Source organism: Streptomyces sp. NPDC028331 (assembly GCF_055565775.1).
On sequence record NZ_JBVHTR010000005.1, the window covers coordinates 268,539 to 294,802 of the forward strand.

Here is a 26,264-nt window from a genome sequence, read left to right on the forward strand (position 1 = left end):
TCAGCGGCCCCACCACCGGCGCAGCATCCGCCGCCACAGTCCCGAGCGGGGCCGCGGCCCGGCGGCCGGTTCCGTGGGAGCGGGGACGGGGGCCGACGGCCGTGGGGGCGGTGCGGGCACCGCCTTTGGGGCGGCCGCCCCGGTTCCCGCCCGGGCCGCCGACGCGGTACTGATCTCCCAGTCGACGGGCTGCGCCGGAGACGGGCGCAGCGACGGCATCTGCGTCACGTCCTGCGGCGGCTTCGGCACGAACCGCACCGGCAACTCCGCCAGGTGCCGTGAGGCGATGGACGCCGTCCAGCGCAAGTCGTCCTCGTCGCAGTCGAGTTCCAGGTCGGGCAGCCGCGTGAGCAGCGCGTCGATGCCGGTGTCGGCGATGGCACGCCCGATGTCCTGGCCGGGGCACTCGTGCGGGCCGCCGCCGAAGGCGAGGTGGGAGCGGTTGCCCTGCATGTTGGCCGAGAGGTCGGGACGCACCCGCGGATCGACGTTGCCGGGCGCGATGGCGAAGAGCAGTCCGTCGCCCTTGCGGATGCGCTGCCCGCCCAGCTCGGTGTCCTGCTTGGCGAAGTAGCCGAGGATGCTGCTGAACGGCGGCTCGTCCCACAGGGACTGCTCGACCGCCTCGGGCACCGTCATCTGCCCGCCGCTGAGCTGCGCCCGGAACCGTGGATCGGTGAGGATCATCCGCAGCACGTTCGCCAGGAGGTTGGCGGTGGCCTCGTAGGCGGCGATCAGGACCACCCGCAGGTGCTCCCTGATCTCGTCGTCGGTCAGCCGGGCCGGGTGGTTGATGAGGTGGGTGGTGAAGTCGTCCTCGGGGTCGGTCCTGCGCCGGGCGACGAGCCGGCCGAGGGCGTCCACGATGTACTGGTTGCTGGCGATCGCGGTCTCGGTGCCCTTGAGCATGTCGCGGGCGGCGTGCACGATGCGGTCGTTGTACTCGTCGCCCATGCCGAGCACCTCGCACATCACCGCCATCGGCAGGTGGTCGGCGAACTGGCCGACGAGGTCGGCCCGGCCCTGTTCGCAGAAGCGGTTGACGAGGTACTGCGTCGCGCGGTTGATGAACCTGCGCAGGCCCCGGTAGTCGATGGTCGACAGGGCGCCGGTGACGGCACCGCGCAGCCTCAGGTGCTCGTCGCCCTCGGCGTAGGAGCAGATGGGCTGCCAGGCGAAGTGCGGCGTCAGCGGGTGGTCGGGCCTGATCTCGCCGCTCGCCAGCGGGGCCCAGATACGGCTGTCGCGGGTGAAGTGCGCGGGGCTGCGCACCATGTGCAGGTTCTCGGCGTGCCCCAGCACCACCCAGATCGGCACGTCGTCGTGGAGCAGTGCGGGCGCCACGGGGCCGTGTTCGGCGCGGAGTTTCTCGTAGAGGGGCCCCAGGTCCTCCGCCTCGGGACCGTACAGCCGGCGCACTCCGCCGGGGCCTAGCCCGTGGGCCGGGCAGCCGGGTGGCGGGACGGCGGCGGAGGCGTCCGTACCGGTGTGGTCGCTGCCGGTCAGGGAGGGGGATTCAGGCGTCACGTTGGTCGCTCCGGAACGTCAGGTCGATCCTGTGTCTTGGGGTGGGGTCGTGCGGACGGAACAGGGGACGGGGCGCGGGCCTCGTCAGGCGGGGCGCGGGCCTCGTCAGGCGGGGGCGCGGCCCTCGTCAGATGGGGGCGCGGGCCTCCTCAGACGGGAGCGCCGGCCTCGTCAGACGGGGGCACGGCGCATCGCCAGGGAGTGCAGGAAACGCATCAGGGTCATCAGGACCTCGCGGCTGGAGGCCCGGCGCCGTGCGTCGCACTCCATGATCGGGATCTCGATCGGCAGGTCGAGTGCCCCGCGGAGTTCCTCGACGGGGTAACGGGGCGCGTCGGGGAAGGCGTTGACGGCGACCACGAAGGGCACGCCCCGCTCCTCCAGTCGGCCGATGACATCGAAGCTGACCTCGAGGCGGCGGGTGTCGAGCAGCACGACGGCGCCGAGCGCCCCCTCGAACAGGCCGTTCCACAGAAACCAGAAGCGTTCCTGGCCCGGGGTGCCGAACAGATAGAGCACCAGTTGCTCGGTGATGCTGATGCGCCCGAAGTCCATGGCCACAGTGGTGGCCGTCTTGCTGTCGGAACCGTAGTTGTCGTCGACTCCGACGCCCGCCTGGGTCATGGTCTCCTCGGTCGTCAGCGGCCTGATCTCGCTGACGGAGCCGACCATGGTGGTCTTGCCGACCCCGAACCCGCCCACGATCACGATCTTGACCGCCGCCTGCGTGGTGTGCGGCAGGTGGTCCTCGGGGGCCGGTCCCGGGACGGTGTCAGAGCTTTTGAAGTCCATGCATCACCGCTTCGAGGAGAGAACGGTCGGGCACCTCCGCCTGCCGGACGATCGGGGCGCGTGCCTGAACCAGTTCGGCCGCCAGCAGCTCGGTGATCAGCATGGTCACCACACTGAACGGCAGGGTCAGGTAGGCCGAGATCTCGGCCACGGACAGGGGGGTCTGGCAGAGCCGGAGCAGCGCCGACTGCTCCGGCGTGGCGGCGGGCGGCGGATCGGCGCTGGTCACGATCAGGGTGACCAGGTCGATGGGGGCCCGTTCGCCCCCGTCGGCCGCGCCGGCGAGGATGTACAGCCGCTCGGGCTGTCTCCCCTCGCCCTCCGTCGCGCCGCCTTCGGTGACAGGCTCCGGGGGAGGCTGTTCCTCGGGATGGCGCCGGCGCCGTTGCGGAGGCGTCATACGGTCTGCCCGGTGCGTCGCGGCGGACTCGTCAGGTGGTCGCCGATGCGGATGACGAGGTCGCGCATGCGGTTGCTCATCAGGCCGGCCTCCGCGACCACGTCGGAGAGGACCGCCAGGTAGGCGCCCGGCCCGGCCTCCATCATGTAGAAGTAGCCGCCGTCGATCTCGATGATGACCATGCGCATCCGGCCGTCGCTGTCCGGCATCTCGGCCGCGACCGCCCCGGCCAGGCTCTGCAGTCCGGCGCAGGCCGCGGCGACGCGGTCGGCCGCGTCGGGGTCGCCGCCGTAACGGGCGATGCGCAGTCCGTCGGCGGAGAGCACCACGATCTGATGGATGCCCGGCACGCCGTCGGCGAGTTCCTTCAGCAACCAGTCCAGGTTGCCTCGCTGCTGGATCACTTCGGGTCCCCCTCGTCGTCGGCCTGGGCAGCGGCCGGCTCGTCGGTGCTGGTGGTTGCGTGCGGGTCGTCGTCCGGCGGCCCGGAGGAGAAGGCGTTCGGGTCAGGGGCGGCCTTGAGCCCGGCGAAGAACGCCTCCACCCACATGCCGGGCGGCGGCTCGTCCTTCTTCTTCCGTTCGGGCTCGGGCCGGAAGGGAGCGTGGCTCCGGGCCTCGATGGCCTGCGCGGCGGCTTCGGCGGCGGCGGCCTGGGCGATCCGCTGGCTCAGCGGGACCTTCACCCGGCTGCGGCGCTGCGGCAGGCCGTTGGCCGTCCACTCGGTGACCACGGGGACGTCGTCCTCCAGCGACAACCGCTCCGGGATCCGCGGCCCGCTGGTCGGGTGACGCCTCTTTTCCTTGCGCGCGGGCCCCGCGACGCCGTCGTTGTCCAGGGTCGGGATGGAGGTGACACCGATGCCGTGGGCCTGCCCGGGTGCGGGGTCGGTGGTCGTCATGTCGTTCGGGACGACGAGGATGGCGCGGACACCGCCGTACGCCGACTTCCGCAGCGAGACGTCCATGTTGAACATCGACGACAGGCGTCCGACGACGGCGAGACCGAGGCGCGGGGCCTCCCCGAGCTGCTGGACGTCGACTCCGGCCTGGGCCTCGGCCAGCATCCTCTCCACCTTGGCGCGGTTCTCCCCGCTCAGGCTGACTCCGCCGTCCTCGATCTCGACGCAGACCCCGGTCTGCACCTCGGTGGCGGTGACGTGCACCTTGGTGTTGGGCGGTGAGTAGCGTGTGGCGTTGTCCAGGAGTTCGGCCGCGGCGTGGATGATCGGCTCGACCGACTCGCCCCTGATGTTGACCTGGGCGATGGAGTGCAGCTCGATGCGGCGGTACTCCAGGATCCGGCTCATCGCGCCGCGCAGGCAGCTGTACAGCGGCACGGGCTGGGGCCACTTGCGGCCTGGGCGGCCGCCGCCGATGACGGCGATGGAGTCGGCGAGGCGGCCGATGAGCGCGTTGCCGTGGTCGAGGCGCAGCAGGTCGTCGAAGACCTCGGGGGTCATGCCGTGGTCCTCCTCCATCTCCCGCAGCTCCTTGGCCTGCTGGTGGACGATGGCCTGGACCCGGCGGGCGATGTTGACGAAGGCGCGCAGCGCGGAGTCGCGGCGTGCGATCTCACGGTCGATGACCTGGAGCATGGCCTTCAGCAACCGGCGCTGGGCGTCGGGGATGCCGCGGAACTCCGGGGTCCCGTCGACGAGCTGGGTGAGCACCTGTGCGGGCGAGATGGCTTCGCGCAGCTTGGCGACCGCCCTGGGCACGATCTCGGTGCGGAGGTAGTCGAGGTCGTCGTTCTGGGAGGCGATCCGCCGTTCCAGGATGGCGGTGCGCTCCGCGCACTCGGCGCGCAGCGCCCGCAGCGCGCGTTCGCGGTGGACCGCCGCGGCCACGACGGCGGTCACCAGGACGGTGGCGATGGCCCCGCACCAGCCGACGGCGGCCCGGGCCGGCCCGGTGAGCACGGCGACGGCGGCCCCCGTCGCCGCGGACATCAGTATGACCGGCACCAACAGCACGCGCGCGTAGGGAAGTTCACGGCCACCGGGAGGCGATTGAACACTCACCATGTATGCCCTCTGAGACGGAATCGGCTGGGTCGGGGTGCTTGCGGGGGGAAATGCGGGTAGGTACCGGATCGGAACACGGTGACAACTGGATCTTCGGTAAGTTTGGGAACAGGCGCACGAATTCACCTCAACTCGGTGCGCCGCGGGCGAGCTTAGTCCGACCGGATCATCGCCATGTCATATTCGGCAAGCACCTGAAATGCCCACCGGACGAGGAGTACGCTCGGCACTTTTCCCACGGTGAGCTTCGATTCGAACACGCACAGTAGCGATGCACGGCCGGGCGAAGGGGATCGCCCGCACAGGTGAATTCAAGCTGCGGCCAGTGGACTTGGCGCTCCGAGGGGTCCGGGGACCCGAGGATCGGGGGACCCGAGGAAGCCTCAGACTCCGGATCGGGGCTTCCGAATCGAGCTCCGGATCGGGCTCCGGATCAGAGTCCGGCTTGAACTCCGGATCAGAGTCCGGCTTCAACTCCGGATCAGAGTCCGGCTTGAACTCCGGATCAGAGTCCGGCTTGAACTCCGGATCAGAGTCCGGCTTGAACTCCGGCGATACGCAGCGCCGCGTCCGCCGTGGCATCCGCGAAGACGGACACCGGACGGTCCGGGTCTGAGCGGTGGACCAGGATGACGCCCTCGATCAGCCCGAAGACCAGGTCCGTGCGCAGCTCCAGCTCACCCTTGGCGAGGGCCGACCCGGCGCGGGTGGCGGCGATCAACTGCCGGTAGGCGTCCTTGAGTTCGGCGCGCACGGCGTGGAAGCCGGCGAACCGCTCGGAGCGCACCTCGGGCAGCAGGTAGAGGCCGCCCAGGTTGTGCGGGCCGCCGCAGAGCAGCTCGACGTCGGTGCGGCACAGCTCCCACAGCCGGTCCTCGGCCGGGGCGGCGTCGTCGGCGAGCAGCTCGCGCGCGCAGGCCAGGGAGGGTGTGACGGTGGACTCCAGCAGCGCGGCGAGCAGTTCCTCCTTGCCGGAGACGTAGTGGTACATGGAGGCCTGCCGCATTCCGGCCCGCTCGGCCACGGCCCGCGTGGTGGTGGCGGCGTACCCGCGAGTCGTGAACAACTCGGCGGCGGCCGTGAGGAGCTCGTCGCGCGGCGACAGCCCGCTGTCGGGCCGACGCTCCGCCCGCGGCCTGCCGACCCGCCGCCCACCACCGGTTCCCATGCGGTCGATCCTCGCACACGACCCCGTACGACGATCTCGGGCGGGACGACGACAGGACCGCCCGGCGCCCGACCGGAGGGAGCCGTCCCGCACCGCGCCGCGAGGGAGCCGTTCCGCACCGCGCCCGACCGTGAAGGAGCCGTCCCGCACGGCATCCGACCAAGAGGGAGTCGGCCCGCGCAGTCCGCGCCCGTGCGGGAGTCGGCCCGCTCGGCGCCCGCCGTGAGGGACCGGAAACCGACCGGCAACACCCGGGACACGGCGGCGACCCCGCGCCCGCCTAATTTCTGTCGGGCGACAGAAACCACCGCAGAGTCACCCGACCCCGAAAGGTCCCGCGATGGCGACAGCGACCACCTACGGAGCACGTGACCACGCCCGGGCGCAGGGGGGCACCCGTGCCGAGGCCATGCCCGTCGTACCGGCGAGCGCGTGGCCCGCGCCGCCGTGCGAGGCGGACCGCCTGGTGTGGGCGGAGACCGTGGCGGGCGGCAACTACACGCACCGGGTGCTGGCCCGCGGCACCGAGCTGCGGCTGACGGACCTGCGCGGCGACGCCTGCGCGCATCTGCTGTTGTTCGTCGCCGACCGCCCGTGGGAGCGGCTGAACGTGGCCGACACGGTCAAGGTGCAGTGGAACGCGTACCTCGGTGAGGGACGGTTGCTGCTGTCCGACCAGGGCCGCGTCCTCGCCTCGGTCGTCACCGACACCTCCGGACGGCACGACGCCCTGTGCGGCACCTCCACGCTCGTCCGCAACACACGGCGGTACGGGGACGGCACCCCGCAGTCCGCGTCGCCCGCCGGACGGGAGCTGTTCAAGCTGGCCGCCGCGAAGAACGGCCTGGAGCCGCGCGATCTGCCGCCTTCCCTGTCGTTCTTCCAGGGGGTCGAGGTCCGCGAGGACGGCGCCCTCGACTTCGCCGGCTCGGCCGGCCCCGGCGGCAGCGTCACCCTGCGCGCCGAGCAGGACGTCACGGTGCTCCTCGCCAACGTCCCCCACCCGGCCGATCCGCGCCCGGACTACGTGTGCACCCCGCTGGAGGTGCTCGCCTGGCGCTCGGCGGCGACCCGCCCCGGCGACCCCCTGTGGGAGGCCACCCCGGAGGGTCGCCGTGCCTTCCTGAACACCGCCGAATTCCTCACCGCGAGGGGGCTCGCATGAACATCGCGAAGACCGTCGTTCCGGCCCGCGCCGCCTGGTCGTCCGTCGTACCCACCGGCGGGACGCTGACCATCACCGACCTGCACGGCAACCAGGCCGTCGACTTCCTCGTGTACGACGCGCACGACACGTCCGTGCGCTACAGCGCCCCCGACACGATCCACGCGCAGGGCACCATCTTCCTGACCACGGGCAGCGTGCTGCTGTCCAACGAGCACACGCCGCTGATGACGGTCGTCGCGGACGACGTGGGCCGGCACGACACGGTCGGCGGCGCCTGCTCCAAGGAGTCGAACACACTCCGGTACGGCCACCACACCTTCTCGCAGCACGCCTGCGTGGACAACTTCCTGGCGGAGGGCGCCCGGTACGGCCTCGGCAAGCGCGATCTCGTCTCGAACGTCAACTGGTACATGAACGTGCCCGTCGAGAAGGACGGCACCCTCGGCATCGTCGACGGCATCTCGGCCCCCGGCCTCTCGCTGACGCTGCGCGCGGAGCGCGACGTCCTCGTCCTCGTCTCCAACTGCCCCCAGATCAACAACCCCTGCAACGGCTTCGATCCGACGGCCGTGGAGATGACGGTCGGAGCCCGCCGGGGGGACGCCGCATGAGCTTCGACACGCTGCTGGTCGCCAACCGGGGCGAGATAGCCGTCCGGATCCTCCGTACGGCCCGGGAGCTGGGCCTGCGCACGGTCGCGGTGTACTCCGACGCCGACCGGTCGGCGCCCCACGTCCGTCTCGCCGACCAGGCCGTACGGCTGGGCCCGGCGCCCGCCAAGCAGTCGTACCTCGATCCGGACCTGGTGCTGAAGGCCGCCAAGGACACGGGCGCCGGGGCGATCCACCCCGGCTACGGCTTCCTGTCCGAGGACGCGGCCTTCGCGCGCCGCTGCGAGGACGCCGGGATCGTGTTCGTGGGGCCGACCCCGGAACAACTCGAACTGTTCGGCACCAAGCACACCGCGCGGGCGGCGGCCCGGGCGGCCGCAGTACCGCTGGCCCCGGGCACGGGCCTGCTCGCCTCCCTGGACGAGGCACTCGCCCAGGCCGACGCGATCGGCTACCCCCTGATGCTCAAGGCGACCGGCGGGGGCGGCGGCATCGGAATGTCGGCATGCCGCTCCGCCGGTGAACTGACCGAGGCGTGGGAGCGGGTGCAGCGCGTCGCCGCCGCCTCCTTCTCCACGGCCGGCGTCTTCCTGGAGCGGCTCGTCGAGCACGCCCGCCATGTCGAGGTGCAGATATTCGGCGACGGCGCGGGGAACGTCGTCACCTTCGGCGACCGCGACTGCTCCCTCCAGCGCCGCAACCAGAAGGTCGTCGAGGAAGCACCGGCACCGGGGCTCCCCGCCCGCATACGGCGTCGGCTGACCGCCGCCGCACGCGACCTGTGCGCCTCCGTCGACTACCGGTCCGCCGGCACGGTGGAGTTCGTGTACGACGCGGTCCGCGAGGAGGCCTACTTCCTGGAGGTCAACACCCGCCTCCAGGTCGAGCACCCGGTCACCGAGGAGATATACGGCGTCGACCTCGTCGCCTGGATGCTGCGCCTGGCGCGCGGCGACCAGGGCGTCGTACGGGACCCGGGCCCGCCCCGCGGCCACGCCGTCGAGGCCCGCGTCTACGCCGAGGACCCCGCCCGCGACCACCGGCCCGGCGCCGGACTGCTCACCCGTGTGGAGTTCCCGCAGGGTGTGCGCGTGGACGGCTGGATCGAGACGGGGACCGAGGTCACGACCTCCTACGACCCCCTGCTCGCCAAGGTGATCGCCTACGGACCGGACCGGGAGCACGCGCGGCGGCGGCTGGACGAGGCCCTGGCCCGCACCCGTGTGGACGGCATCGAGACCAACCTGGGCCAGATCCGTGCGGCCCTCGCGGACGAGGCCTTCCGGTCGGCCACTCACTCCACGGCCACCCTTGCCGCCGTCGTCGACCCGACCCCGCGCATCGAGGTGCTGTCCGCCGGAACGCTCACCACCGTGCAGGACTGGCCGGGCCGCACCGGCTACTGGCAGGTCGGCGTGCCTCCGTGCGGCCCGATGGACGCCCTCTCCTTCCGTCTCGGCAACCGGGCGGTCGGCAACCCGGAGGGCGCGCCCGGCCTGGAGTGCACGCTCCAGGGGCCGACGCTGCGCTTCACGCACGCCACCACCGTGTGCGTCACGGGCGCCCCGGCACCGGTCACGGTGGACGGTGCGCCGGTCGCGCAGTGGGAGCCGGTGACGGTGCCGGCGGGCGCCGTCCTGGAGGTCGGTGCACCGTCCGAGCACGGGTTGCGGACCTATGTGCTGTTCGCGGGGGGCGGCCTGGACGTGCCCGCCTTCCTCGGCAGTGCGGCCACCTTCACCCTGGGCCGGTTCGGCGGCCACGGCGGGCGGGCGCTGCGCCCGGGAGACGTCCTGCACGGCGGGACGGAGACGACGGGCACCCCGGTCCCGGCCGGCGACCGCCCGGCCTTCACCTCGTCGTGGATCCTGGGAGCCCTGGAAGGCCCGCACGCGGCACCGGAATTCTTCACCGAGGACGACATCCACGACTTCTACGCCGCCGAGTGGAAGGTCCACTTCAACTCGGCTCGCACCGGCGTACGGCTGGTCGGCCCCAAGCCGCGCTGGGCCCGTCCGGACGGCGGCGAGGCGGGCCTGCACCCGTCCAACATCCACGACACGCCGTACTCGGTCGGCGCCGTCGACTACACGGGCGACATGCCGGTTCTGCTGGGCCCGGACGGTCCGTCGCTCGGCGGCTTCGTCTGCCCGGCGACGTTGCCCACCGGGGAACGCTGGAAGCTCGGCCAACTGCGCCCGGGGGACACGGTCCGCTTCGCTCCGCTGGCCGACGACGGCGCGCCCCGGCCCGCCATCGTGGACGGCGGAGTACTGGCCCGCGACGGCGACGTGACATACCGGCGCAGCGGCGACGACAACCTGCTGGTCGAGTTCGGTCCCATGCGGCTGGACCTGGCGCTGCGGATGCGGGTCCACGCGTTGATGGAGGCGGTGTCGCAGGCGTGTCTGGACGGAGTCACCGACCTCACCCCGGGAATCCGCTCCCTGCAGATCCGGACCGATCCGGGCAGGCTCGCCCAGCCCGAACTGCTCGCGCTCGTCCGCGGCATGGTCGCGGACCTGCCGCCCACCGACGAACTGGTCGTGCCGTCCCGCACCGTCCACCTCCCGCTGTCCTGGGACGACCCGGCCACTCGTGAGGCCATCGCCCGCTACATGGCGGGCGTCCGCGACGACGCGCCCTGGTGCCCGTGGAACATCGAGTTCATCCGCCGCGTCAACGGCCTGGCATCGGTCGACGACGTCCACCGCACGGTCTTCGACGCCGAGTACCTGGTCCTCGGGCTGGGCGACGTCTACCTGGGCGCCCCCGTGGCCACGCCCCTGGACCCGCGCCACCGCCTGGTGACCACGAAGTACAACCCCGCCCGCACCTGGACCGCCGAGAACTCGGTCGGCATCGGCGGCGCCTACCTGTGCGTCTACGGCATGGAGGGCCCCGGCGGCTACCAGTTCGTGGGGCGGACGACGCAGGTCTGGTCGGGATGGCAGCAGTGGGGCGCCTTCGAGCCGGGCTCGCCGTGGCTGCTGCGCTTCTTCGACCGCATCAGGTGGTATCCGGTGAGCGCGGAGGAACTGCTTGAACTCCGCGCGGACATCACCTCCGGGCGCTTCGTGCCGCGCATCGAGGAGGGCGTGTTCTCCCTGGCCGAGTACGAGGCGTTCCTCGCCGACAACGCCGTGGCGATCGCCGAGTTCAGGGCACGTCAGCAGGCCGCCTTCGCCGCGGAACGCGCCGCCTGGGAGGCGTCGGGCGAGTTCGCCCGGGCGGAGACGGCGAGCGTCCCCGCGGCGCAGAGCGAGGTGACGGTTCCGCGGGGAGGCCGGCTCGTGGAGGCCGAGTTCGCCGCGTCCGTGTGGCAGGTGAACGTGGAGCCGGGCGACCACGTCACGGCGGGGCAGCCGCTGCTGGCCCTGGAGGCGATGAAGATGGAGTCCAGGGTGCACGCGCCGGTCGACGGCGTGGTGACGGAGATTCTGGCCGGGCCGGGGGCCCAGGTGGAAGCGGGCACGGCATTGCTGGTTCTCGGCCCCCCGCAGGCGACGGCACCGTGACGGCTACCAGGTGGTGTGCGGGCGGTCGTTCCTCCCCCAGTGCCTCGACGGCCTCGGCGGTACCCCCGGGGCGGAACGGATGGGCACACACCGCGGCACGCACCGCCCACCGGCCGACCGACGAATCCACCCCAGCCCAGGAGCACAGATGTCCACCCTGATCCGAGTCCGCCAGGCATACGCCCGCGTGGAAGCCGTCGACCGCCCCGAAATCTGGATCGACCTCCGCGACCAGTCGGACGTGGAGGCCGAAGCAAGGACCGTCGACGCCCGAGTGGCCGCAGGCGAACACCTGCCCCTGGCCGGGAGACTCTTCGCGGCGAAGGGCAACATCGACGTCAAGGGCCTGCCCACCACGGCAGGGTGCCCGGCGTACGCGTACGCGCCCGAAGAGGACGCCCCTGTCGTCGCGCGCCTGCGCGAGGCGGGGGCCATCGTGCTCGGCACGACGAACCTGGACCAGTTCGCGACGGGCCTGGTCGGCACCCGCTCCCCCTACGGTGCCGTACGCAACGCCCACGACCCGGCGAGGATCAGCGGAGGCTCCAGCTCCGGCTCGGCCGTGGCGGTGGCGCTCGGCATCGTCGACTTCGCCCTCGGCACGGACACCGCGGGCTCGGGCCGGGTCCCGGCCGCCTTCAACGGCATCGTGGGCCTCAAGCCCACCCGTGGCCTCGTCCCCACGAGGGGTGTCGTGCCCGCCTGCGCCTCCATCGACTGCGTCACCGTCTTCGCCCGTACGCTCCCGGAGGCCGAGCAGGCCCTGGCCCACATGGCGTCGCCACCCGACCGCCCGCTCCCGCCGCTCCCCCAGCGGGCCCCGGGCCCCTGGCGCATCGCGGTCCCGTCACCGGCGCGACTCGGCGAGCTGGACGAGGGCTGGGCGGAGGCCTACGAGGCCGCGGTCGGCCGGCTCGTCGAAGCGGGTGCCGAGGTGCGGAGCATCGACCTGACCCCGTTCACGGAGGCGGCCGCGATGCTGTACGAGGGTGCGTTCGTGGCGGAGCGCTACACGGCGGTCGGGAGCTTTGTCGACACGTTGACGGCCGAGGGCGGCCAGGGCCTCGACCCGACGGTCGCCGGCATCATCGGCCGCGCCCGCCACATCCCGGCCCACCGGCTCTTCGCCGACCAGGCCCGGCTGGCCGCCCTGCGCGCCCACGCCCTCGCGGAACTGGCCGACGCGGACGCCCTGTTGCTGCCCACCGCCCCGGGGCACCCCACCCTCGCCGAGGTCGCCGCCGATCCGCTGGGCGCCAACGCCCGTCTGGGCCGCTTCACCAATTCCACGAACCTGTTCGACCTGGCGGCGGTGGCCGTCCCGGCGGGCGAGGTGAACGGGCTGCCGTTCGGCGTGATGCTGGTCGGCCCGGCGTTCACCGACGAACGCCTGGCCCGCATCGCGTCCGCCCTGCGACCGGAGACGTGTGTGGCCGTGGTGGGCGCACACCTGTCGGGCCAGCCCCTGAACCCCCAACTCCGGTCCCTGGGCGCCCGGCTGGATCGTACGACGACCACGGCCCCCGTCTACCGCCTGCACGCGCTGCGCACGGACCCGCCGAAGCCGGGCCTGGTCCACGTGGGGGAAGGCGGCTCGGCGATCGAGACGGAGGTCTGGCGCCTCCCGGCAGAAGGCCTGGGCCGCCTGCTGACGGCCCTCCCCCGCCCGATGACGCTGGGCAGCGTGCAGCTGGCGGACGGAAGCCGGGTCCCGGGCTTCCTGTGCGAGCCCGGCGCCCTGACGGACGCGCGGGACATCACGTCATACGGCGGCTGGCGGACGTATGTGACTCAGAGGGGAGGGCAACAGGCCTGAACGGGCGCGGGGCCGAGTCGGCATACGTCATGGCCGCGCGGGCGCGAGCGAGCACAACACGCCCGCACCCGCACCGCACCCGCCGGCGAAAGCTCACCCCACCGACGAATAGGCCACGACACCCCGCAGCAACTGATCAACCGCCTTGCGCGCGGCCTTGGCCACGGTCGAGTCCTCCGCAGGTGAGGCCGCCGCGATCTGGCCCAGGACGTCGATGACCTGCTTGCACCACCGTACGAAGTCGCCGGCCGGCATCTCCGCCTCGTTCAGGACCTCGTCCAGGCCCTTGCCGCTGGCCCACATGTACGCGGCCCAGGCGAACCCGAGATCGGGTTCGCGCTGGCCGACGCCTTCGGTCTGGCTGATGCGGAACTCCTCCTCCAGGGCGTCCAGACGGCCCCAGATCCGCACCATCTCGCCGAGCGCGGCCTTGGCCCTGCCCGAGGGCAGCTTGGGCGCCATCGCGTCGTCGCCGACCCGGGCCTCGTACACCAGCGCCGAGACGCACGCGGCCAGTTCGGCCGGGGCGAGTCCCTCCCAGACGCGCTCGCGCAGGCATTCGCTGGCGAGCAGGTCGAGTTCGCCGTAGAGCCGGGCGAGCCGCTTGCCGTGCTCGGTCACCTCGTTGCCGCGCAGGTAGTCCAGCTCGGTCAGCAGCGCCACGATCCGGTCAAACGTACGCGCGATGGTGTTGGTGCGGCCCTCGATGCGGTGTTCGAGCTGCTTGGTGTCGCGCAGCAGCCGGTGGTAGCGCTCGGCCCAACGGGCGTGGTCCTCGCGGTCGTTGCACCCGTGGCAGGGGTGGGCGCGCAGTTCGGCCCTCAGGCGGGCGATCTCACGGTCGTCGGCCGCCTGGGAGCGCCGCTTGCGGTGCCGCTCCGGCGGGATGTGCCCGGCCTTGGTGCGCAGCGCGGAGGCGAGGTCGCGGCGGGACTGCGGCGAGCGCGGGTTGAAGGACTTCGGGATCCGCATACGCTCCAGCGGCTCGACGGGCACCGGGAAGTCCATCGTGGCCAGCCGCTTGACCTGCCGTTCGGCGGTGAGGACGAGCGGGCGCGGGCCGTCCTGGTACTCCAGGCCCCGGTGGCCGCCCACGCGGCCGGCGGGCAGGCCGGGGTCCAGGACCAGGGCCAGGCCCGCGTACTTGCCGGTGGGGACGTGGATGACGTCGCCGGGTTTGAGCTTCTCCAGAGCGACGGCGGCCTCGGCGCGGCGCTGGGCGGCGCCCTGCCGGGCCAGTTCGGTTTCGCGTTCCTTCAGTTGGCGGCGCAGCCGGGCGTATTCCTCGAAGTCGCCGAGGTGGCAGGTCATGGCCTGCTTGTAGCCCTCGAGGCCCTCTTCGTTGCGCTGCACCTGGCGGGAGATGCCGACGACGGACTTGTCGGCCTGGAACTGTGCGAAGGACGTCTCGAGGAGTTCCCGGGAGCGGTGCCTGCCGAACTGCTCGACCAGGTTGACGGCCATGTTGTACGACGGCTTGAAGCTGGAGCGCAGCGGGTAGGTGCGCGTGCCGGCCAGGCCCGCGAGGTGCTCGGGGCTCATGCCGCGCTGCCACAGGACCACCGCGTGGCCTTCGACGTCGATGCCGCGGCGGCCGGCGCGGCCGGTGAGCTGGGTGTACTCGCCGGGGGTGATGTCGGCGTGCTGTTCGCCGTTCCACTTGACGAGCTTTTCCAGCACCACCGAGCGGGCGGGCATGTTGATGCCGAGCGCGAGGGTCTCGGTGGCGAACACGGCCTTCACCAGGCCGCGGACGAAGAGTTCCTCCACGACCTCCTTGAAGGTGGGCAGCATGCCCGCGTGGTGGGCCGCTATACCGCGCTCGAGGCCTTCCAGCCACTCGTAGTAGCCGAGGACGTGCAGGTCCTCGCGCGGGATCGAGGCCGTGCGCTCCTCGACGAGGGCGCGTACCAGTTCCCGCGACTCCTCGTCGTTGAGCCTGAGGCCGGCGTAGAGGCACTGCTGCACGGCGGCCTCGCAGGCGGCGCGGCTGAAGATGAACGTGATCGCGGGCAGCAGGCCCTCGGCGTCCAGCCGTTCGATGACCTCGGGCCGGCTCGGCGTCCAGACCCGGGCACGCTGTCTGCGCTCCCGCTCGCGGTCGGCCTCGCGCATGGCACGGCCGCGCCTGCGGTCCTGGAACATGGGGCGGCTGGCCTCCATGCGGGCCAGTCGCATGAGGTCGGGGTTGACGGCCTTCCGGTGGCCCTCGCCCTCCTCGAACAGGTCGTACATCCGGCGGCCGGCCAGCACGTGCTGGAACAGCGGCACGGGCCGGTGCTCGGAGACGATCACCTCGGTGTCCCCGCGGACGGTGTCGAGCCAGTCGCCGAACTCCTCCGCGTTGGACACGGTCGCCGACAGCGACACCAGCGTCACCGACTCGGGGAGGTGGATGATCACTTCCTCCCAGACGGCGCCGCGGAAGCGGTCGGAGAGGTAGTGCACCTCGTCCATGACTACGTAGCCCAGGCCGAGGAGGGTCTGCGAACCCGCGTACAGCATGTTCCGCAGGACCTCGGTGGTCATCACGACGATGGGTGCGTCGGAGTTGACGCTGTTGTCGCCGGTGAGGAGGCCGACCTTCTGTGCGCCGTAGCGGCGGCACAGGTCGTTGTACTTCTGGTTCGACAGCGCCTTGATCGGGGTCGTGTAGAAGCACTTCTTGCCCTGTTGGAGGGCGAGGTGGACGGCGAACTCGCCGACGATCGTCTTGCCGGAGCCGGTCGGCGCGGCCACCAGCACGCCCTTGCCCGCCTCGAGCGCCTGACAGGCCTCGATCTGGAAGGGGTCGAGGCCGAAGTCGTACATCTCGCGGAAGGAGGCGAGCGCGGTGGCCTGCTCGGCAGCGCGCCTACGGGCTGCCGCGTACCGCTCGGCCGGGGAGAGGTCCTCTGTCATCGTGCTTTCGAGCGTACCGGGAGCCACTGACAACAGGACGATCATTATCCGGAACGTGGACTGATCACCGGCAGTCGACCGACGGAACGCGGATGCCCCCGCTCCGGGAGGTCACCCGGGAGGCGGGGGCATCGCGGTTCGGCTCTGTGCCGGGCGGGTCACGTCACGTCGTCATAGCCGTTGATCCGGCCGGTGCCGGGCAGCTCGGGGGCGGTGCTCGCGCTCACCGCCTCCACCTCGTCGATCTCCTCGGGCGTGAGGTCGAGCTCGGAGGCCTCGTCGTCTCCGGGTCCCTCGCCCTGGCGGCGGGCCCGGCGGCGGTCGTTGAGCAGCGAGAAGCCCACGGCGATGAAGAACAGCGCCCAGATCGGCGCCGCCAGCGCCAGCATGGACATCGGGTCGGCGCCGGGCGTGGCCACCGCCGCGAAGCCGGCGATGCCGACGACCATGCCGCGCCACCAGCCGAGCATGCGCCGACCGGACAGGATGCCGGTGAGGTTGAGCATCACGAGCAGCAGCGGCATCTCGAAGGAGAGACCGAAGACCACCACCATGCGCGTGACCAGGTCGAGCAGCTTGTCCAGCGGCAGCAGGTTCTCAGCGCCCTTGGGCGTGAGGCCGATCATCACCTTCGCCGTGGTGGGCAGCACGTTGTAGGCGAGGTAGCCGCCACCGAGGAAGAGCGGGAAGCCGAATCCGACGAACGCGTAGGCGTACTTCTTCTCGTGGCGGTGCAGACCGGGTGCGACGAAGGCCCAGAGCTGGTAGAGCCAGACCGGTGCCGACAGCACGACGCCGGCGGTCAGCGAGGCCTTCAACGCCAGCGTGAAGGGTGTCAGCAGACCACTGACCGTGATGTGCGCGCAGTGGACGTCTTCCTTCGTCTTCGCCATCTGCCCGAAGGTTTGCGCGCAGCCGACCGAGTCCAGCAGCGGCTTGGTGATGAAGTTGATGATGTCCTGATAGTAGAAAGCGGCCACGATCGTGACGACGACGATCGCCAGGACACCCTTTGCGAGCCGGTTCCGCAGCTCACGCAAGTGATCCGCGAGCGGCATCCGCCCCTCGGGATCCCTCTCCTGCTTGCGGGCGGACTTGAGCAACCCACATCCTCATCTCGTGCAGCGGACCGGAGACCCCGGTCCGCACGTCAGCGCTGGGTCGTCGTGTCCGTCGGCTCGTTGACCGGCCGGGAGCTGGCCACGTCGCCGGGGGCGGCCTGGATGGTGCGCTGGGCCGCGGACTGCTCCTCCGGCTGCTGGGCGGGGGCGGACGGCTTGCCGTCGTCCTTCATCGCCTTGGCCTCGCTCTTCAGAATGCGCGCGGACTTGCCGAGCGACCGCGCCATGTCCGGAAGCTTCTTCGAGCCGAACACGAGGACGATCACCAGAACCAGGAGCACCAGGTGCCACGGCTCAAGTGCGTTGCGGAACATAAGTCTTCACCTTCTCACTGAGGCGGGGCGGCGGGGGCCTGTCCGACCGGTCGGACAGGTGTCCGACCTTCGTGCTGGCAGCGATCGTATCGCCCGGGGATGAACACGGGACCATCCCTGTGCGTACTCTCGCTCCGCGGGCCGCGTGTGCTCCGGGCCGCGACCAGCAGCGTACCTGGAGGCAACGGCGGGGCGACAGGGCGAAGCGGCACCACAGGGCTGACGTTCGGCAGCTCACAGGAGTTCCCGGTACGGCTCACCGGGGGTCGGCCGCCCGGGCCGCGCTCACGGCCGCCCGCTCCAGGTCCTCGGCCGCCCTGTTGATACGGCGCGCCGAGTCCGAGACCTGCCTGCCCAGGCGCCGCGCCTCCAGGAAGACCCGGACCGCCAGCACACCGAGGACGGCAAGTCCCAGGAAACCCACAGCTACCGCGAACATCGGCCAGAACATGACGTCGAGCCTAGACGGTCCGCGGCGGTTTTGTTCGGAGCAGCGGGCGGGACCGGAGGAAGGCACCCGCGGCCGCCTCGCCGACGGCCTACCCGTTCTCGGGACCCACCGGATGAACGGGCAGCACGCCTGCTGTCGATCTTGACAACCGGCGTCGCACTCCACTTAGTATCGGCTCGACCTTGGGCAGGGGGCACGGAAAAACGCCGTCCATAAAACGGATCGACGACCGAGTCGTCGCGTGTTCCTCCGCCTCGACCCATTCAATTTCATAGGGGGAAACATGCGCCTCAAGCAGCGCCTCAGCCTGATCGTCGCCGGTTCCGTGGCGATTCTCGGCATAGCCGCCGTCACGCCGGCGAGCGCGGCCACCATGTCGGCCGATTCGGTTCACCGCGGCAGCGTGGGCTGCTTCAATTACTCCTGGGGGGATGGAAGCGCGACCTACACGATCTACTACCACAACACCTGTGACGTGAAGTCCGCCATCGCCGGCACCACCAACGCGCTGTTCGACAACAAGTGGTGCGCGGACGTGGCCGCAGACGGCAAGGGCCACACCGTGGTGTACAACAAGCCCATGACCTTCTCGTCCTCCAAGGGCGGCCACTGCTGACCTCCGGCGCACCGGTCGGGCAGCCGGGTCACGGCGACGTGACCCGGCTTCGCCGGTTTCACCTTCTCGGGTTCGCCATCGTCCGTTCGATATCGTCCGTTCGATATCGACTGTGATGTCGGCGACGGCACCGGGGCGGACGAGCCGAAGATTTCCGTGCACCCGTTTCTCATGGCGCCGGACCGCCGGATCCGCTCACGCGGACTGCCGGGCTCGTATTCCACATCGGCGACGCGATGAGTCTCCCGGCCACACGGCGGGCGCTTTCTTTTCCGGCGGGCCGCCGGAGCGAAGTCGGTTTTCGCATCGGTGGCGGTGTGCGCGCCCTGCACTTTGACCTTGTCGATCCGGTCGAACCTCGGAAGCAATTACCGACGGTCAAGCATCAGGCAATTCCGCATTCGTTACCGCATTATCCGACGGCCCGAACCTGCTCCTTGCCCGCGCAGAACACGGCGAGGGCACCGGTGCGACGCGCCAGGACCGGAATTCCCTCCCCACCGCCCACGCACCGGCTTTCGCAGCCCACATCCCTTTTCCTTTGCGGGTGGCGGAAAAAACGGCCGCGGCGTTCTCCTGCGACGGCCCGCACTCCGGCGTGCCGGTGGCGGCGGTACTACGCCGTGGGGTGCAGCCGCAGGGTCCTGACCCCGCCCCCGGTGAGCAGCTCCACGATGCGCTCCCCGGCGGGCTTGCGCACCGCGGCGCCGCACTCGGGGCAGGTGAAGGAGTAGAACGTCGTCCGGCTGGTGGCGCCGATGGCCAGGCGCAGCGCGCTCGCGGCGAGCTCGAAGCGGCCCCGGCAGTCGGGGCAGCCCGCCTTGAACACGACGGGGACCGCTCTCCTCATCCCGGCGAAGGCGGCCGCCACCGTCATTTCCCTCGCTCCGGACTCCAGAGACTCGCTCACAGCCCTCGCTCCTCTTGTCGTTCCGCTCGTTCGCCCTCGGGCCCCGCGGCCTGCCTCAGGGGGGCGACCGCGCTCAGCTCCTCCGGCCGCACGCCCGCCCCGGCGGTACCGGCGCGCGGCGGCTCGTTCGGGTCCGGCGCCTGCGCGTGGTCCTGCCCTTCGGCCACCCCGGGCACCACTGCCGGCGGTGTGCCGTACGCCGCGAGCGCCTCGCGGGCCGCCTGCCGGGCACTGTCCGCGAGATCCTGCGGCGACACGATCCGGCCGTCCCGTCCGAGCCGCAGCGCCAGCCGTCTGAGCGACGCCGGGTCGGGGGTCCGCAAGGTGATACGCAGCCCGCCGTCCGGCAGTTCATCCGCGCTGTCGTGCGGGTAGTACTCGGCGACCCAGCGACCGCCCGGACCGACCTCGACGACCACCTCGGGGTCCTCGGCTGCGGGCTGGACCAGCCCTTCCGACAGGTCCCGCAGCTCCACCTCCGGCGGCGCCGACGGCTCGTCGAGGATCTTGATCTCGGCGACCCGGTCGAGCCGGAAGGTGCGGCGCGCCTCGGAGCGACGGCACCACGCCTCCACATAGGTGTGGCCGACGCTGACCAGGCGGATCGGGTCGATCTCCCGTTCGGTCACCTCGTCGCGGGCCGGCGAGTAGTAGCGGATCCACAGCCGGCGGCGCTCGGAGATGGCCCGGTCCACGTCCGCGAAGACACCGCCCTCGGACTCGAACGTCACCGACAGGCGGGAGCTGGCGCCCGCGGCCTCGCCCGCGGCGGTCTCCACCTTGGCGGTGGCGCGCAGCAGCGCCTGCCGGTCGCTCTCCCGCAGCCCCGGCAGGGTGGCCACGGCCCGCGCGGCCACCAGCAGCGCGGTCGCCTCGTCCGCCGCCAGCCGCAGCGGCTCGGCCGCCTCCGCGCCGAGGGCGGCCGGGTTGTGCCACCAGATGCGCTCGCCGTCGGTGTCGATGTCCAGGAGGTCGCCGCCGCGGAAGCTGGTGCCGCACATGGGCAGCACGTCGAGGTCCGAGACCAGCTCCTCCTCGGTGATCCCGAACGCCCGGGCGACATCCTCGACGCGCGCTCCGGGGCGCTCCCGCAGATACGTCACCAGCGACAGCATCCGCCGCGTCTGGTCGATGGCGTTCGCGGGCCTGGCCGGTTTGCCTGCCACGGTCGTACCTCTCCCCCTCAGCCCTTGGCCACGGCACGCAGCCGGTCGACCACGTCGGCCCGCAGCTCCGCCGGCTCCAGGACCACCACGTCGGGCCCGAACTCCACCAGCCAGGCGTCGAGGCCGTGCCCGTACGGAATCTCCAACTCGTCCCAGCCGTCACCGAGTTCCCGCACGGAGGTGGCCTTCGCCCGAAGGGGGTACCCCGCGTCCTTGCGCAGCCGGATCCGCGCCGAACGGTCGGCGGTCTCCCCCGCCCAGCTCGCCACGGTCTCACGGACGGTGACCACGTCGGGCACCGGGGCGGTGAAGGCGCCGCCGCGGCTGCGCACCTTGCCGGTGATCCTCGACAGCCGGAAGACACGCTCGGCGCCCCGGTCACGGTCCCAGCCGGCCAGGTACCAGTGGCCGCGCCAGCACTCCAGCGCCCACGGTTCGACATGGCGCTGTTCGGGGCGGGCGGCGGTGGCCTTGCGGTAGTCGAAGACGACGGGGCGGCGGTCCCGGCAGGCCAGCATCAGCGGCTCGAACGCCGCCTCGTGCACCGGAATTCGGGGCTCCAGGGCACTGTGCGCCCCGTACGGGTCGACGTCCTCGGGCAGGCCTGCCGCGCGCAGCTTCTGCAACGCGCCGCTCGCGGCACCGGCGAGCCGGGCCTGCTGCCACACCTTGGCGGCCAGGCCGAGCGCGGCGGCCTCCTCGGCGTCCAGGGTGATGGGGGGAAGGCGGTTGCTGTCGCGGCGGGCCAGATACCCGACCTCGCCGTCGAGGTTCTCCACGGTCTCGATCACGAGTCCGAGTTCCCGCAGGTCGTCCTTGTCCCGCTCGAACATGCGGTTGAAGGAGTCGTCGGACCCGGCTTCCATATAGGCCTCGATGGACTCGCGCAGCTCACGCTTGCTGAGCGGCCGCCGCGTCCCCAGCAGACACAGCGCCAGGTTCATCAGCCGCTCGGCCTTGGCAATGGCCATCGACGCCCTTCGCCTCCCCATGGTGCTTACGACGGACGACCGTACCGCCCGCGAGCACCCCGGCAAAAGCCGAGGGCCCAGGCCCGCACAGGCATGGGCATCGGCTGATCGTTTCCGGTCCCTTCCGGGCAGCCGCCACACCGCCCCCGGCGACCGGCTTCGGCGGCCCCGGACGACGCGACGCTCGGACCCGGCGCGCGCTCCGGTCGTACTCCCGCCGCCGAGCCGCTCTGGTCGTCGTCACCCGGCCGAGCCGCCCGGTCAGAGCCGCCCCGGCGGCCGGGACGCCTGCGTGGCCGCCGGGCGACCGCTTCGCCGGCCCGGCCCGGCGGCCGGACGGCCACGACGCGGCAGAACAGGTACCCCCGCGCCGGGGCGCCGTCCGGCGGCCGCCGGACGGCTTCCGGCAGCCGGCCGACCGCCGCCGGGCCGGGACCCGGCGGCTCCGTGGCTGTCGCCCCGGTCAGACCCCGACCAGGTCGCAGACGAAGATCAGCGTCTCGCCCGGCTTGATCCGGGCGCCCGCGCCACGGTCGCCGTAGGCCAGGTGCGGAGGAATCGTCAGCTGGCGGCGGCCGCCGACCTTCATGCCCTGGACGCCCTGGTCCCAGCCCTTGATGACCTGGCCGACACCGAGCTGGAAGCGCAGCGGCGTGCCGCGGTTCCACGACGCGTCGAACTCCTCACCGGTGGAGAAGGCGACACCCACGTAGTGGACGGAGACGGTGTCGCCCGCCTTGGCCTCCGGGCCGTCACCCTCCCAGATGTCCTTGATCTCGAGGTCGGCCGGGGGCTCGCCGCCCGGGAAGTCGATCTCGGGCTTCTCGATGCTCACGTCAAAAGCTCCTGCTGTTTCGTGTTGAGGCCATTGCGGCAAGACCGACACTCTCACATCCCCGCAGGGCTTACATCTTCGCCAGGATGTCGACGGAGAAGACCAGCGTGGAGTCCTTCTTGATGGCGCTGCCGCTCGGCGGGTTGTCCCCGTACCCCAGCTTCGGCGGGATGACGATGAGCACACGGCTGCCCACCTTCTTGCCCGTCAGCCCCTGCGACCAGCCCTTGACCACCTGCTGCAAAGAGAGCGTGGCGAGCTGGTTGTGGGCGTACGAGGAGTCGAACTCCTTCCCCGTGTCCCACAGCACGCCCTTGTACTGCACGAGGACCGTGTTGTCCGCCTTGACCTCGTCGCCGTCGCCCTCGATGACGTACTTCGCGACCAGCCCCGTCGGCGGCTTCACCTTCGGCACGTCGATGGACGGCGCCGTGCCGTCGGTGTTCGCGCCCACCTTCGGCAGGTCGGGGGCGCTCTGCGCCACCGCCTTGCCCTGGGCGGAGCTCTTCGCGTTGAACGTGTTCAGGACGTCCACCACGAACACCAGCGTGTCGGTGCCCTTGATCCCCGCCTGCTGATTGCCCTGCGTGCCGTACCCCCAGGTCGGCGGCACGGCCATCAGCACCCGGCTGCCGGCCTTCTTCCCCGCCAGCGCATAGCGCCAGCCGTCGATGATGCCGCCCTCGGCGAGCTGGATCACCAGCGGCGTCTTGCGGTCGTAGGAGTTGTCGAAGACCTTCCCCGTGTCCCAGATCTGGCCCAGGTAGTTCGCCTGGATGTAGTCGTTCTCCGCGACCGTCCGCCCACCGCCCGCGATCACCGTCTTGACCGCCAGGTCCTTCGACGGGGCACCGGAGCCCTTGGCCACGGTCGGCTTCTGCCCGAACCCGGTGCCCGCGGTGATCGCCGGCAACGGCCCCTCGACGATCTTCGGCGGCGGGGCGGCCGACGTGCCCGAGGGCGCGGGGGACGAACTGGTGCCGCTCGCACCCTTGGACTTGTCGTCGCCGCACCCGGCGACGGTGACCAGCCCGGCGGGCACAGCGGCAAGGAGAAGAGAGCGTCGGCGCACGATGGGGCCTCAATCGATCGATCTTGTCGGATGGCGTGCGCGCAACTCTACGGCGTGAGAAGGGCGCCGTACGGCAAACGTACGGCGCCCGTGTGGCGTTGCGGTGACACACGCGAAGCGCGCATCTCACATTCCGGTCTCACATTCCGGCGATCAGCTTCTCCACCCGGTCGTCCACCGAACGGAACGGGTCCTTGCACAACACCGTCCGCTGCGCCTGGTCGTTGAGCTTCAGATGCACCCAGTCGACCGTGAAATCACGGCGCTGCTCCTGCGCCCGCCGGATGAAGTCACCGCGCAGCCGCGCCCGAGTGGTCTGCGGCGGAACCGACTTCCCCTCGAAGATCTTCAAGTCGTTGCAGATCCGGGCGGCTTGGCCCTTCTTCTCCAGCAGGTAGTACAGACCACGACGACGGTGGATGTCGTGGTAGGCGAGGTCTATCTGCGCCACCCGCGGATGCGACATCGTCATGTTGTGCTTCGCCCGGTACCGCTCGATGAGCTTGTACTTCATCACCCAGTCGATTTCGGTACCGATCCGGTCGAGGTCCTCCGCCTCGATCGCGTCCAGCGTACGGCCCCACAGCTCCAGCACCTGCTCGACCGTGCCCGTCCGGATACCGCGCCGCTCGCAGAAGTCCACCGCCTTCTCGTAGTACTCCCGCTGCACCTCGAGCGCGGAGGCCTCCCGGCCACTGGCCAGGCGCACCTTGCGGCGCCCCGTGATGTCATGGCTGACCTCACGGATCGCCCGGATCGGGTTCTCCAGGGTCAGGTCACGCATCACCGTGCCCGCCTCGATCATGCGCAGCACCAGGTCCGTCGCGCCGACCTTCAGCAGCATCGTCGTCTCGGACATGTTCGAGTCGCCGACGATGACGTGCAGACGGCGGTAACGCTCCGCGTCCGCGTGCGGCTCGTCCCGCGTGTTGATGATCGGCCGGGAGCGGGTCGTCGCCGAACTGACGCCCTCCCAGATGTGCTCGGCCCGCTGACTCACGCAGTACACCGCCCCGCGCGGAGTCTGCAGCACCTTGCCGGCACCGCACAGCAACTGCCTCGTCACCAGGAACGGGATCAGGATGTCCGCGAGCCGCGAGAACTCCCCGTGCCGCGCCACCAGGTAGTTCTCGTGACAGCCGTAGGAGTTGCCCGCCGAGTCCGTGTTGTTCTTGAAGAGGTAGACGTCGCCCGCGATTCCCTCCTCGTGCAGGCGGCGTTCGGCGTCGACCAGCAGTCCCTCGAGAATGCGCTCGCCGGCCTTGTCGTGGGTGACCAGTTCGATCACGTTGTCACATTCGGGTGTCGCGTATTCCGGATGAGAGCCCACGTCGAGATAGAGGCGGGCCCCGTTCCGCAGAAACACATTGCTGCTGCGGCCCCATGACACGACACGGCGGAAGAGGTACCGCGCCACCTCGTCAGGCGACAGGCGGCGCTGTCCCCTGAACGTGCACGTGACACCGTACTCGTTCTCCAGCCCGAAAATGCGGCGGTCCATGACTGAACATTACGCCCGATCCCGCGAGCTGAAACGGGGTTCGACGGCACGGTTCGGATCATTTTCCGGTGAAGCCGCAACCACCCCGCCCCCGGCGGGAGCTGCGAGGACCCGCCCCGTGGCCACCAGAACCAGCAGGGACACGGCCCCCGCGACCCCCGGCACCGCGAAACCCCACAGGGCGCCACCCGCCTGCACCACCGGCCCCGCAACGCCCGTCCCCACCGACGCGCCCACCGTGAACGTCGTCACCAGCCACGAGAAGGCCTCCGTCACCGTACCGCTCGGCGCATGCCGGTCCACCAGCACGAACGCACACGCGATGGACGGCGCCAGAAAGACCCCCGCCACCGCGGTGAGCAGCACCATCGCCACCGCACCCGGCATCAGCATCAACGGCAGATAACACACCGCCAGCAGCCCCACCAGCACCCGCAGCCGCCGCTCCGGCGCACCCGGCCACCGCCGCGCCCCGTACACCGCGCCCCCGACCAGGGCACCGAACCCGATCGCCGCCATCAGCCAGCCGTACACCCCGTCGCCACCGTGACCATCGGCGTACGACACGGCCGCCACCGTGATGGAGCCCAGCGCCATCCCCACGAACAGGAACGCGCCGAGCAGCGCCAGCAGCCCCGGCGAGCGCAGCGCCCCCAGCCAGTGCGCCTCCCGCGGCGCCGACCGCCACCCACGCGACGGCGGCGACACCACCACGGACAGCGCGCCCAGCACCCCGACGACGTTCAGCACCACCACCGCCACCCGCGCCGACCACAGCGACGCACACAGCGTCACCAGGAGCGGGCCCACGGTGAACATCACCTCCTGCGCCACCGCATCCATGGCGTACGCGGTGTGCACCTGCTCCTCCCGGCGCAGCACCACCGGCCACAGCGCCCGCAGACCGCCCTCCAGCGGCGGCGTGAACAGCCCGGCGACCACCATCGCGGCATACGCCACGGCGAGCGGCTCCAGACCCGTCAGGGCGAACACCGTCATGGCGGCGGCGGACACCACCGCCGCGGGCAGCTGCACCCGCGGCTGGCCGTGCAGATCGACCAGCCGGCCGAGCACCGGCTGCCCCACCGCGTTGGCCACCCCGTACACCGCGGCCAGCGCCCCCGCGAGGCTGTACGTGCCGCCCTCCGCCCGCACGAACAGCACCACGGCGATCGCGGCGACCGCGTTCGGCAACCGGCCCACCAGCGTCCCCGCCAGCAGCCGGGCGGCATGCCTCGCCCTGAGGACCTCCAGATATCCCGCGGCCACGCACACCCCTTCCGCCGGCCCCACCCCGCTTCTCCGTACCCGCGACAGGTGAAGTTTTACGTATAACCTCGCCTGCCATACGTACCATGAGCGCTGACCGGAGTCCACACC

At 71.3% G+C, this 26,264-nt stretch carries 22 protein-coding genes; 5 read left to right on the top strand and 17 right to left on the bottom strand.

Features of this window, described 5'->3' with window-relative positions:
- From ACZ4SW_RS09245 to ACZ4SW_RS09270, 6 genes are all read right to left on the bottom strand, one after another.
- Positions 1-1,527, bottom strand: coding sequence for a cytochrome P450 (locus ACZ4SW_RS09245; RefSeq protein WP_468239979.1), 1,527 nt, complete (start codon positions 1,525-1,527; stop codon positions 1-3).
- Positions 1,528-1,698: 171 nt separating this feature from the next.
- A complete protein-coding gene (locus ACZ4SW_RS09250; RefSeq protein WP_468239981.1) occupies positions 1,699-2,319 on the bottom strand; it encodes a GTP-binding protein in 621 nt (206 codons plus the stop codon).
- On the bottom strand, positions 2,300-2,719 hold the full coding sequence (locus ACZ4SW_RS09255; RefSeq protein ID WP_468239984.1) for a DUF742 domain-containing protein: 420 nt from the start codon (positions 2,717-2,719) through the stop codon (positions 2,300-2,302). Before ACZ4SW_RS09255 ends, ACZ4SW_RS09250 begins: the two co-directional genes overlap by 20 nt.
- Entirely contained in the window at positions 2,716-3,123 is a 408-nt protein-coding gene (locus ACZ4SW_RS09260; protein WP_468239987.1) for a roadblock/LC7 domain-containing protein, read from the bottom strand. Before ACZ4SW_RS09260 ends, ACZ4SW_RS09255 begins: the two co-directional genes overlap by 4 nt.
- Positions 3,120-4,745 carry a sensor histidine kinase gene (locus ACZ4SW_RS09265; protein WP_468239990.1) on the bottom strand — a complete coding sequence of 542 codons (1,626 nt, stop codon included), beginning with the start codon at positions 4,743-4,745 and terminating at the stop codon, positions 3,120-3,122. The genes ACZ4SW_RS09260 and ACZ4SW_RS09265 overlap by 4 nt, the downstream gene beginning before the upstream one ends.
- A 529-nt stretch (positions 4,746-5,274) precedes the next feature.
- Positions 5,275-5,913, bottom strand: a complete 639-nt coding sequence (locus ACZ4SW_RS09270; protein ID WP_468239993.1) for a TetR/AcrR family transcriptional regulator — start codon at positions 5,911-5,913, stop codon at positions 5,275-5,277.
- A 340-nt stretch (positions 5,914-6,253) separates the two neighbouring features.
- On the opposite strand from ACZ4SW_RS09270, the gene ACZ4SW_RS09275 reads away from it, so the two are divergent.
- The 4 genes from ACZ4SW_RS09275 (at position 6,254) to atzF (ending at position 13,026) form a co-directional block, all read left to right on the top strand.
- Complete coding sequence (locus ACZ4SW_RS09275; RefSeq protein WP_468239996.1) at positions 6,254-7,078, top strand: urea amidolyase associated protein UAAP1; 825 nt, start codon at positions 6,254-6,256, stop codon at positions 7,076-7,078.
- Positions 7,075-7,692 carry an urea amidolyase associated protein UAAP2 gene (locus ACZ4SW_RS09280; protein ID WP_468239998.1) on the top strand — a complete coding sequence of 206 codons (618 nt, stop codon included), beginning with the start codon at positions 7,075-7,077 and terminating at the stop codon, positions 7,690-7,692. Before ACZ4SW_RS09275 ends, ACZ4SW_RS09280 begins: the two co-directional genes overlap by 4 nt.
- The gene (locus tag ACZ4SW_RS09285) at positions 7,689-11,210 is read left to right on the top strand and encodes a 5-oxoprolinase/urea amidolyase family protein (RefSeq protein WP_468240001.1); all 3,522 of its coding nucleotides are present in this window, start codon (positions 7,689-7,691) and stop codon (positions 11,208-11,210) included. The genes ACZ4SW_RS09280 and ACZ4SW_RS09285 overlap by 4 nt, the downstream gene beginning before the upstream one ends.
- A gap of 148 nt (positions 11,211-11,358) precedes the next feature.
- Positions 11,359-13,026: an allophanate hydrolase gene (atzF, locus tag ACZ4SW_RS09290; protein WP_468240003.1), complete on the top strand. Its 1,668-nt coding sequence runs from the start codon at positions 11,359-11,361 to the stop codon at positions 13,024-13,026.
- 93 nt (positions 13,027-13,119) lie between these two features.
- Here the strand turns inward: atzF and ACZ4SW_RS09295 are convergent, their stop codons facing one another.
- From ACZ4SW_RS09295 to ACZ4SW_RS09310, 4 genes are all read right to left on the bottom strand, one after another.
- Positions 13,120-15,972, bottom strand: coding sequence for a DEAD/DEAH box helicase (locus ACZ4SW_RS09295; protein WP_468240006.1), 2,853 nt, complete (start codon positions 15,970-15,972; stop codon positions 13,120-13,122).
- A gap of 113 nt (positions 15,973-16,085) precedes the next feature.
- Positions 16,086-17,030 carry a twin-arginine translocase subunit TatC gene (tatC, locus tag ACZ4SW_RS09300; RefSeq protein WP_468240008.1) on the bottom strand — a complete coding sequence of 315 codons (945 nt, stop codon included), beginning with the start codon at positions 17,028-17,030 and terminating at the stop codon, positions 16,086-16,088.
- 47 nt (positions 17,031-17,077) lie between these two features.
- The gene (gene tatA, locus ACZ4SW_RS09305; RefSeq protein ID WP_468240011.1) at positions 17,078-17,362 is read right to left on the bottom strand and encodes a Sec-independent protein translocase subunit TatA; all 285 of its coding nucleotides are present in this window, start codon (positions 17,360-17,362) and stop codon (positions 17,078-17,080) included.
- A gap of 256 nt (positions 17,363-17,618) precedes the next feature.
- A complete protein-coding gene (locus tag ACZ4SW_RS09310) occupies positions 17,619-17,813 on the bottom strand; it encodes a hypothetical protein (RefSeq protein WP_468240013.1) in 195 nt (64 codons plus the stop codon).
- Positions 17,814-18,096: 283 nt separating this feature from the next.
- Between ACZ4SW_RS09310 and ACZ4SW_RS09315 the strand changes: the two genes are divergently transcribed.
- Complete coding sequence (locus ACZ4SW_RS09315; RefSeq protein WP_468240015.1) at positions 18,097-18,429, top strand: hypothetical protein; 333 nt, start codon at positions 18,097-18,099, stop codon at positions 18,427-18,429.
- A 616-nt stretch (positions 18,430-19,045) separates the two neighbouring features.
- On the opposite strand, the gene ACZ4SW_RS09320 is transcribed toward ACZ4SW_RS09315, so the two are convergent.
- From ACZ4SW_RS09320 to ACZ4SW_RS09350, 7 genes are all read right to left on the bottom strand, one after another.
- Entirely contained in the window at positions 19,046-19,306 is a 261-nt protein-coding gene (locus ACZ4SW_RS09320; RefSeq protein ID WP_468240341.1) for a hypothetical protein, read from the bottom strand.
- Between the two features lie 29 nt (positions 19,307-19,335).
- Positions 19,336-20,454 carry a helix-turn-helix transcriptional regulator gene (locus ACZ4SW_RS09325; RefSeq protein ID WP_468240343.1) on the bottom strand — a complete coding sequence of 373 codons (1,119 nt, stop codon included), beginning with the start codon at positions 20,452-20,454 and terminating at the stop codon, positions 19,336-19,338.
- Between the two features lie 68 nt (positions 20,455-20,522).
- Entirely contained in the window at positions 20,523-21,476 is a 954-nt protein-coding gene (locus ACZ4SW_RS09330) for a helix-turn-helix transcriptional regulator (protein WP_468240017.1), read from the bottom strand.
- Between the two features lie 463 nt (positions 21,477-21,939).
- Complete coding sequence (locus ACZ4SW_RS09335) at positions 21,940-22,311, bottom strand: FKBP-type peptidyl-prolyl cis-trans isomerase (RefSeq protein WP_468240020.1); 372 nt, start codon at positions 22,309-22,311, stop codon at positions 21,940-21,942.
- Positions 22,312-22,381: 70 nt separating this feature from the next.
- Positions 22,382-23,383, bottom strand: a complete 1,002-nt coding sequence (locus ACZ4SW_RS09340; RefSeq protein ID WP_468240023.1) for an FKBP-type peptidyl-prolyl cis-trans isomerase — start codon at positions 23,381-23,383, stop codon at positions 22,382-22,384.
- Positions 23,384-23,522: 139 nt separating this feature from the next.
- Positions 23,523-24,884, bottom strand: a complete 1,362-nt coding sequence (gene pafA, locus ACZ4SW_RS09345; RefSeq protein WP_009297738.1) for a Pup--protein ligase — start codon at positions 24,882-24,884, stop codon at positions 23,523-23,525.
- Between the two features lie 9 nt (positions 24,885-24,893).
- Positions 24,894-26,153: an MFS transporter gene (locus tag ACZ4SW_RS09350; protein ID WP_468240027.1), complete on the bottom strand. Its 1,260-nt coding sequence runs from the start codon at positions 26,151-26,153 to the stop codon at positions 24,894-24,896.
- Positions 26,154-26,264: the final 111 nt, after the last annotated feature.

Coding starts and splice junctions, on each gene's coding strand:
- ACZ4SW_RS09250 (WP_468239981.1), bottom strand. CDS start 2,319: ATGGACTTCAAAAGCTCTGACACCGTCCCGGGACCGGCCCCCGAGGAC.
- ACZ4SW_RS09255 (WP_468239984.1), bottom strand. CDS start 2,719: ATGACGCCTCCGCAACGGCGCCGGCGCCATCCCGAGGAACAGCCTCCC.
- ACZ4SW_RS09265 (WP_468239990.1), bottom strand. CDS start 4,745: ATGGTGAGTGTTCAATCGCCTCCCGGTGGCCGTGAACTTCCCTACGCG.
- ACZ4SW_RS09270 (WP_468239993.1), bottom strand. CDS start 5,913: ATGGGAACCGGTGGTGGGCGGCGGGTCGGCAGGCCGCGGGCGGAGCGT.
- ACZ4SW_RS09275 (WP_468239996.1), top strand. CDS start 6,254: ATGGCGACAGCGACCACCTACGGAGCACGTGACCACGCCCGGGCGCAG.
- ACZ4SW_RS09280 (WP_468239998.1), top strand. CDS start 7,075: ATGAACATCGCGAAGACCGTCGTTCCGGCCCGCGCCGCCTGGTCGTCC.
- ACZ4SW_RS09285 (WP_468240001.1), top strand. CDS start 7,689: ATGAGCTTCGACACGCTGCTGGTCGCCAACCGGGGCGAGATAGCCGTC.
- atzF (WP_468240003.1), top strand. CDS start 11,359: ATGTCCACCCTGATCCGAGTCCGCCAGGCATACGCCCGCGTGGAAGCC.
- ACZ4SW_RS09295 (WP_468240006.1), bottom strand. CDS start 15,972: ATGATCGTCCTGTTGTCAGTGGCTCCCGGTACGCTCGAAAGCACGATG.
- tatA (WP_468240011.1), bottom strand. CDS start 17,362: ATGTTCCGCAACGCACTTGAGCCGTGGCACCTGGTGCTCCTGGTTCTG.
- ACZ4SW_RS09310 (WP_468240013.1), bottom strand. CDS start 17,813: ATGTTCTGGCCGATGTTCGCGGTAGCTGTGGGTTTCCTGGGACTTGCC.
- ACZ4SW_RS09315 (WP_468240015.1), top strand. CDS start 18,097: ATGCGCCTCAAGCAGCGCCTCAGCCTGATCGTCGCCGGTTCCGTGGCG.
- ACZ4SW_RS09320 (WP_468240341.1), bottom strand. CDS start 19,306: ATGACGGTGGCGGCCGCCTTCGCCGGGATGAGGAGAGCGGTCCCCGTC.
- ACZ4SW_RS09325 (WP_468240343.1), bottom strand. CDS start 20,454: ATGCTGTCGCTGGTGACGTATCTGCGGGAGCGCCCCGGAGCGCGCGTC.
- ACZ4SW_RS09330 (WP_468240017.1), bottom strand. CDS start 21,476: ATGGCCATTGCCAAGGCCGAGCGGCTGATGAACCTGGCGCTGTGTCTG.
- pafA (WP_009297738.1), bottom strand. CDS start 24,884: ATGGACCGCCGCATTTTCGGGCTGGAGAACGAGTACGGTGTCACGTGC.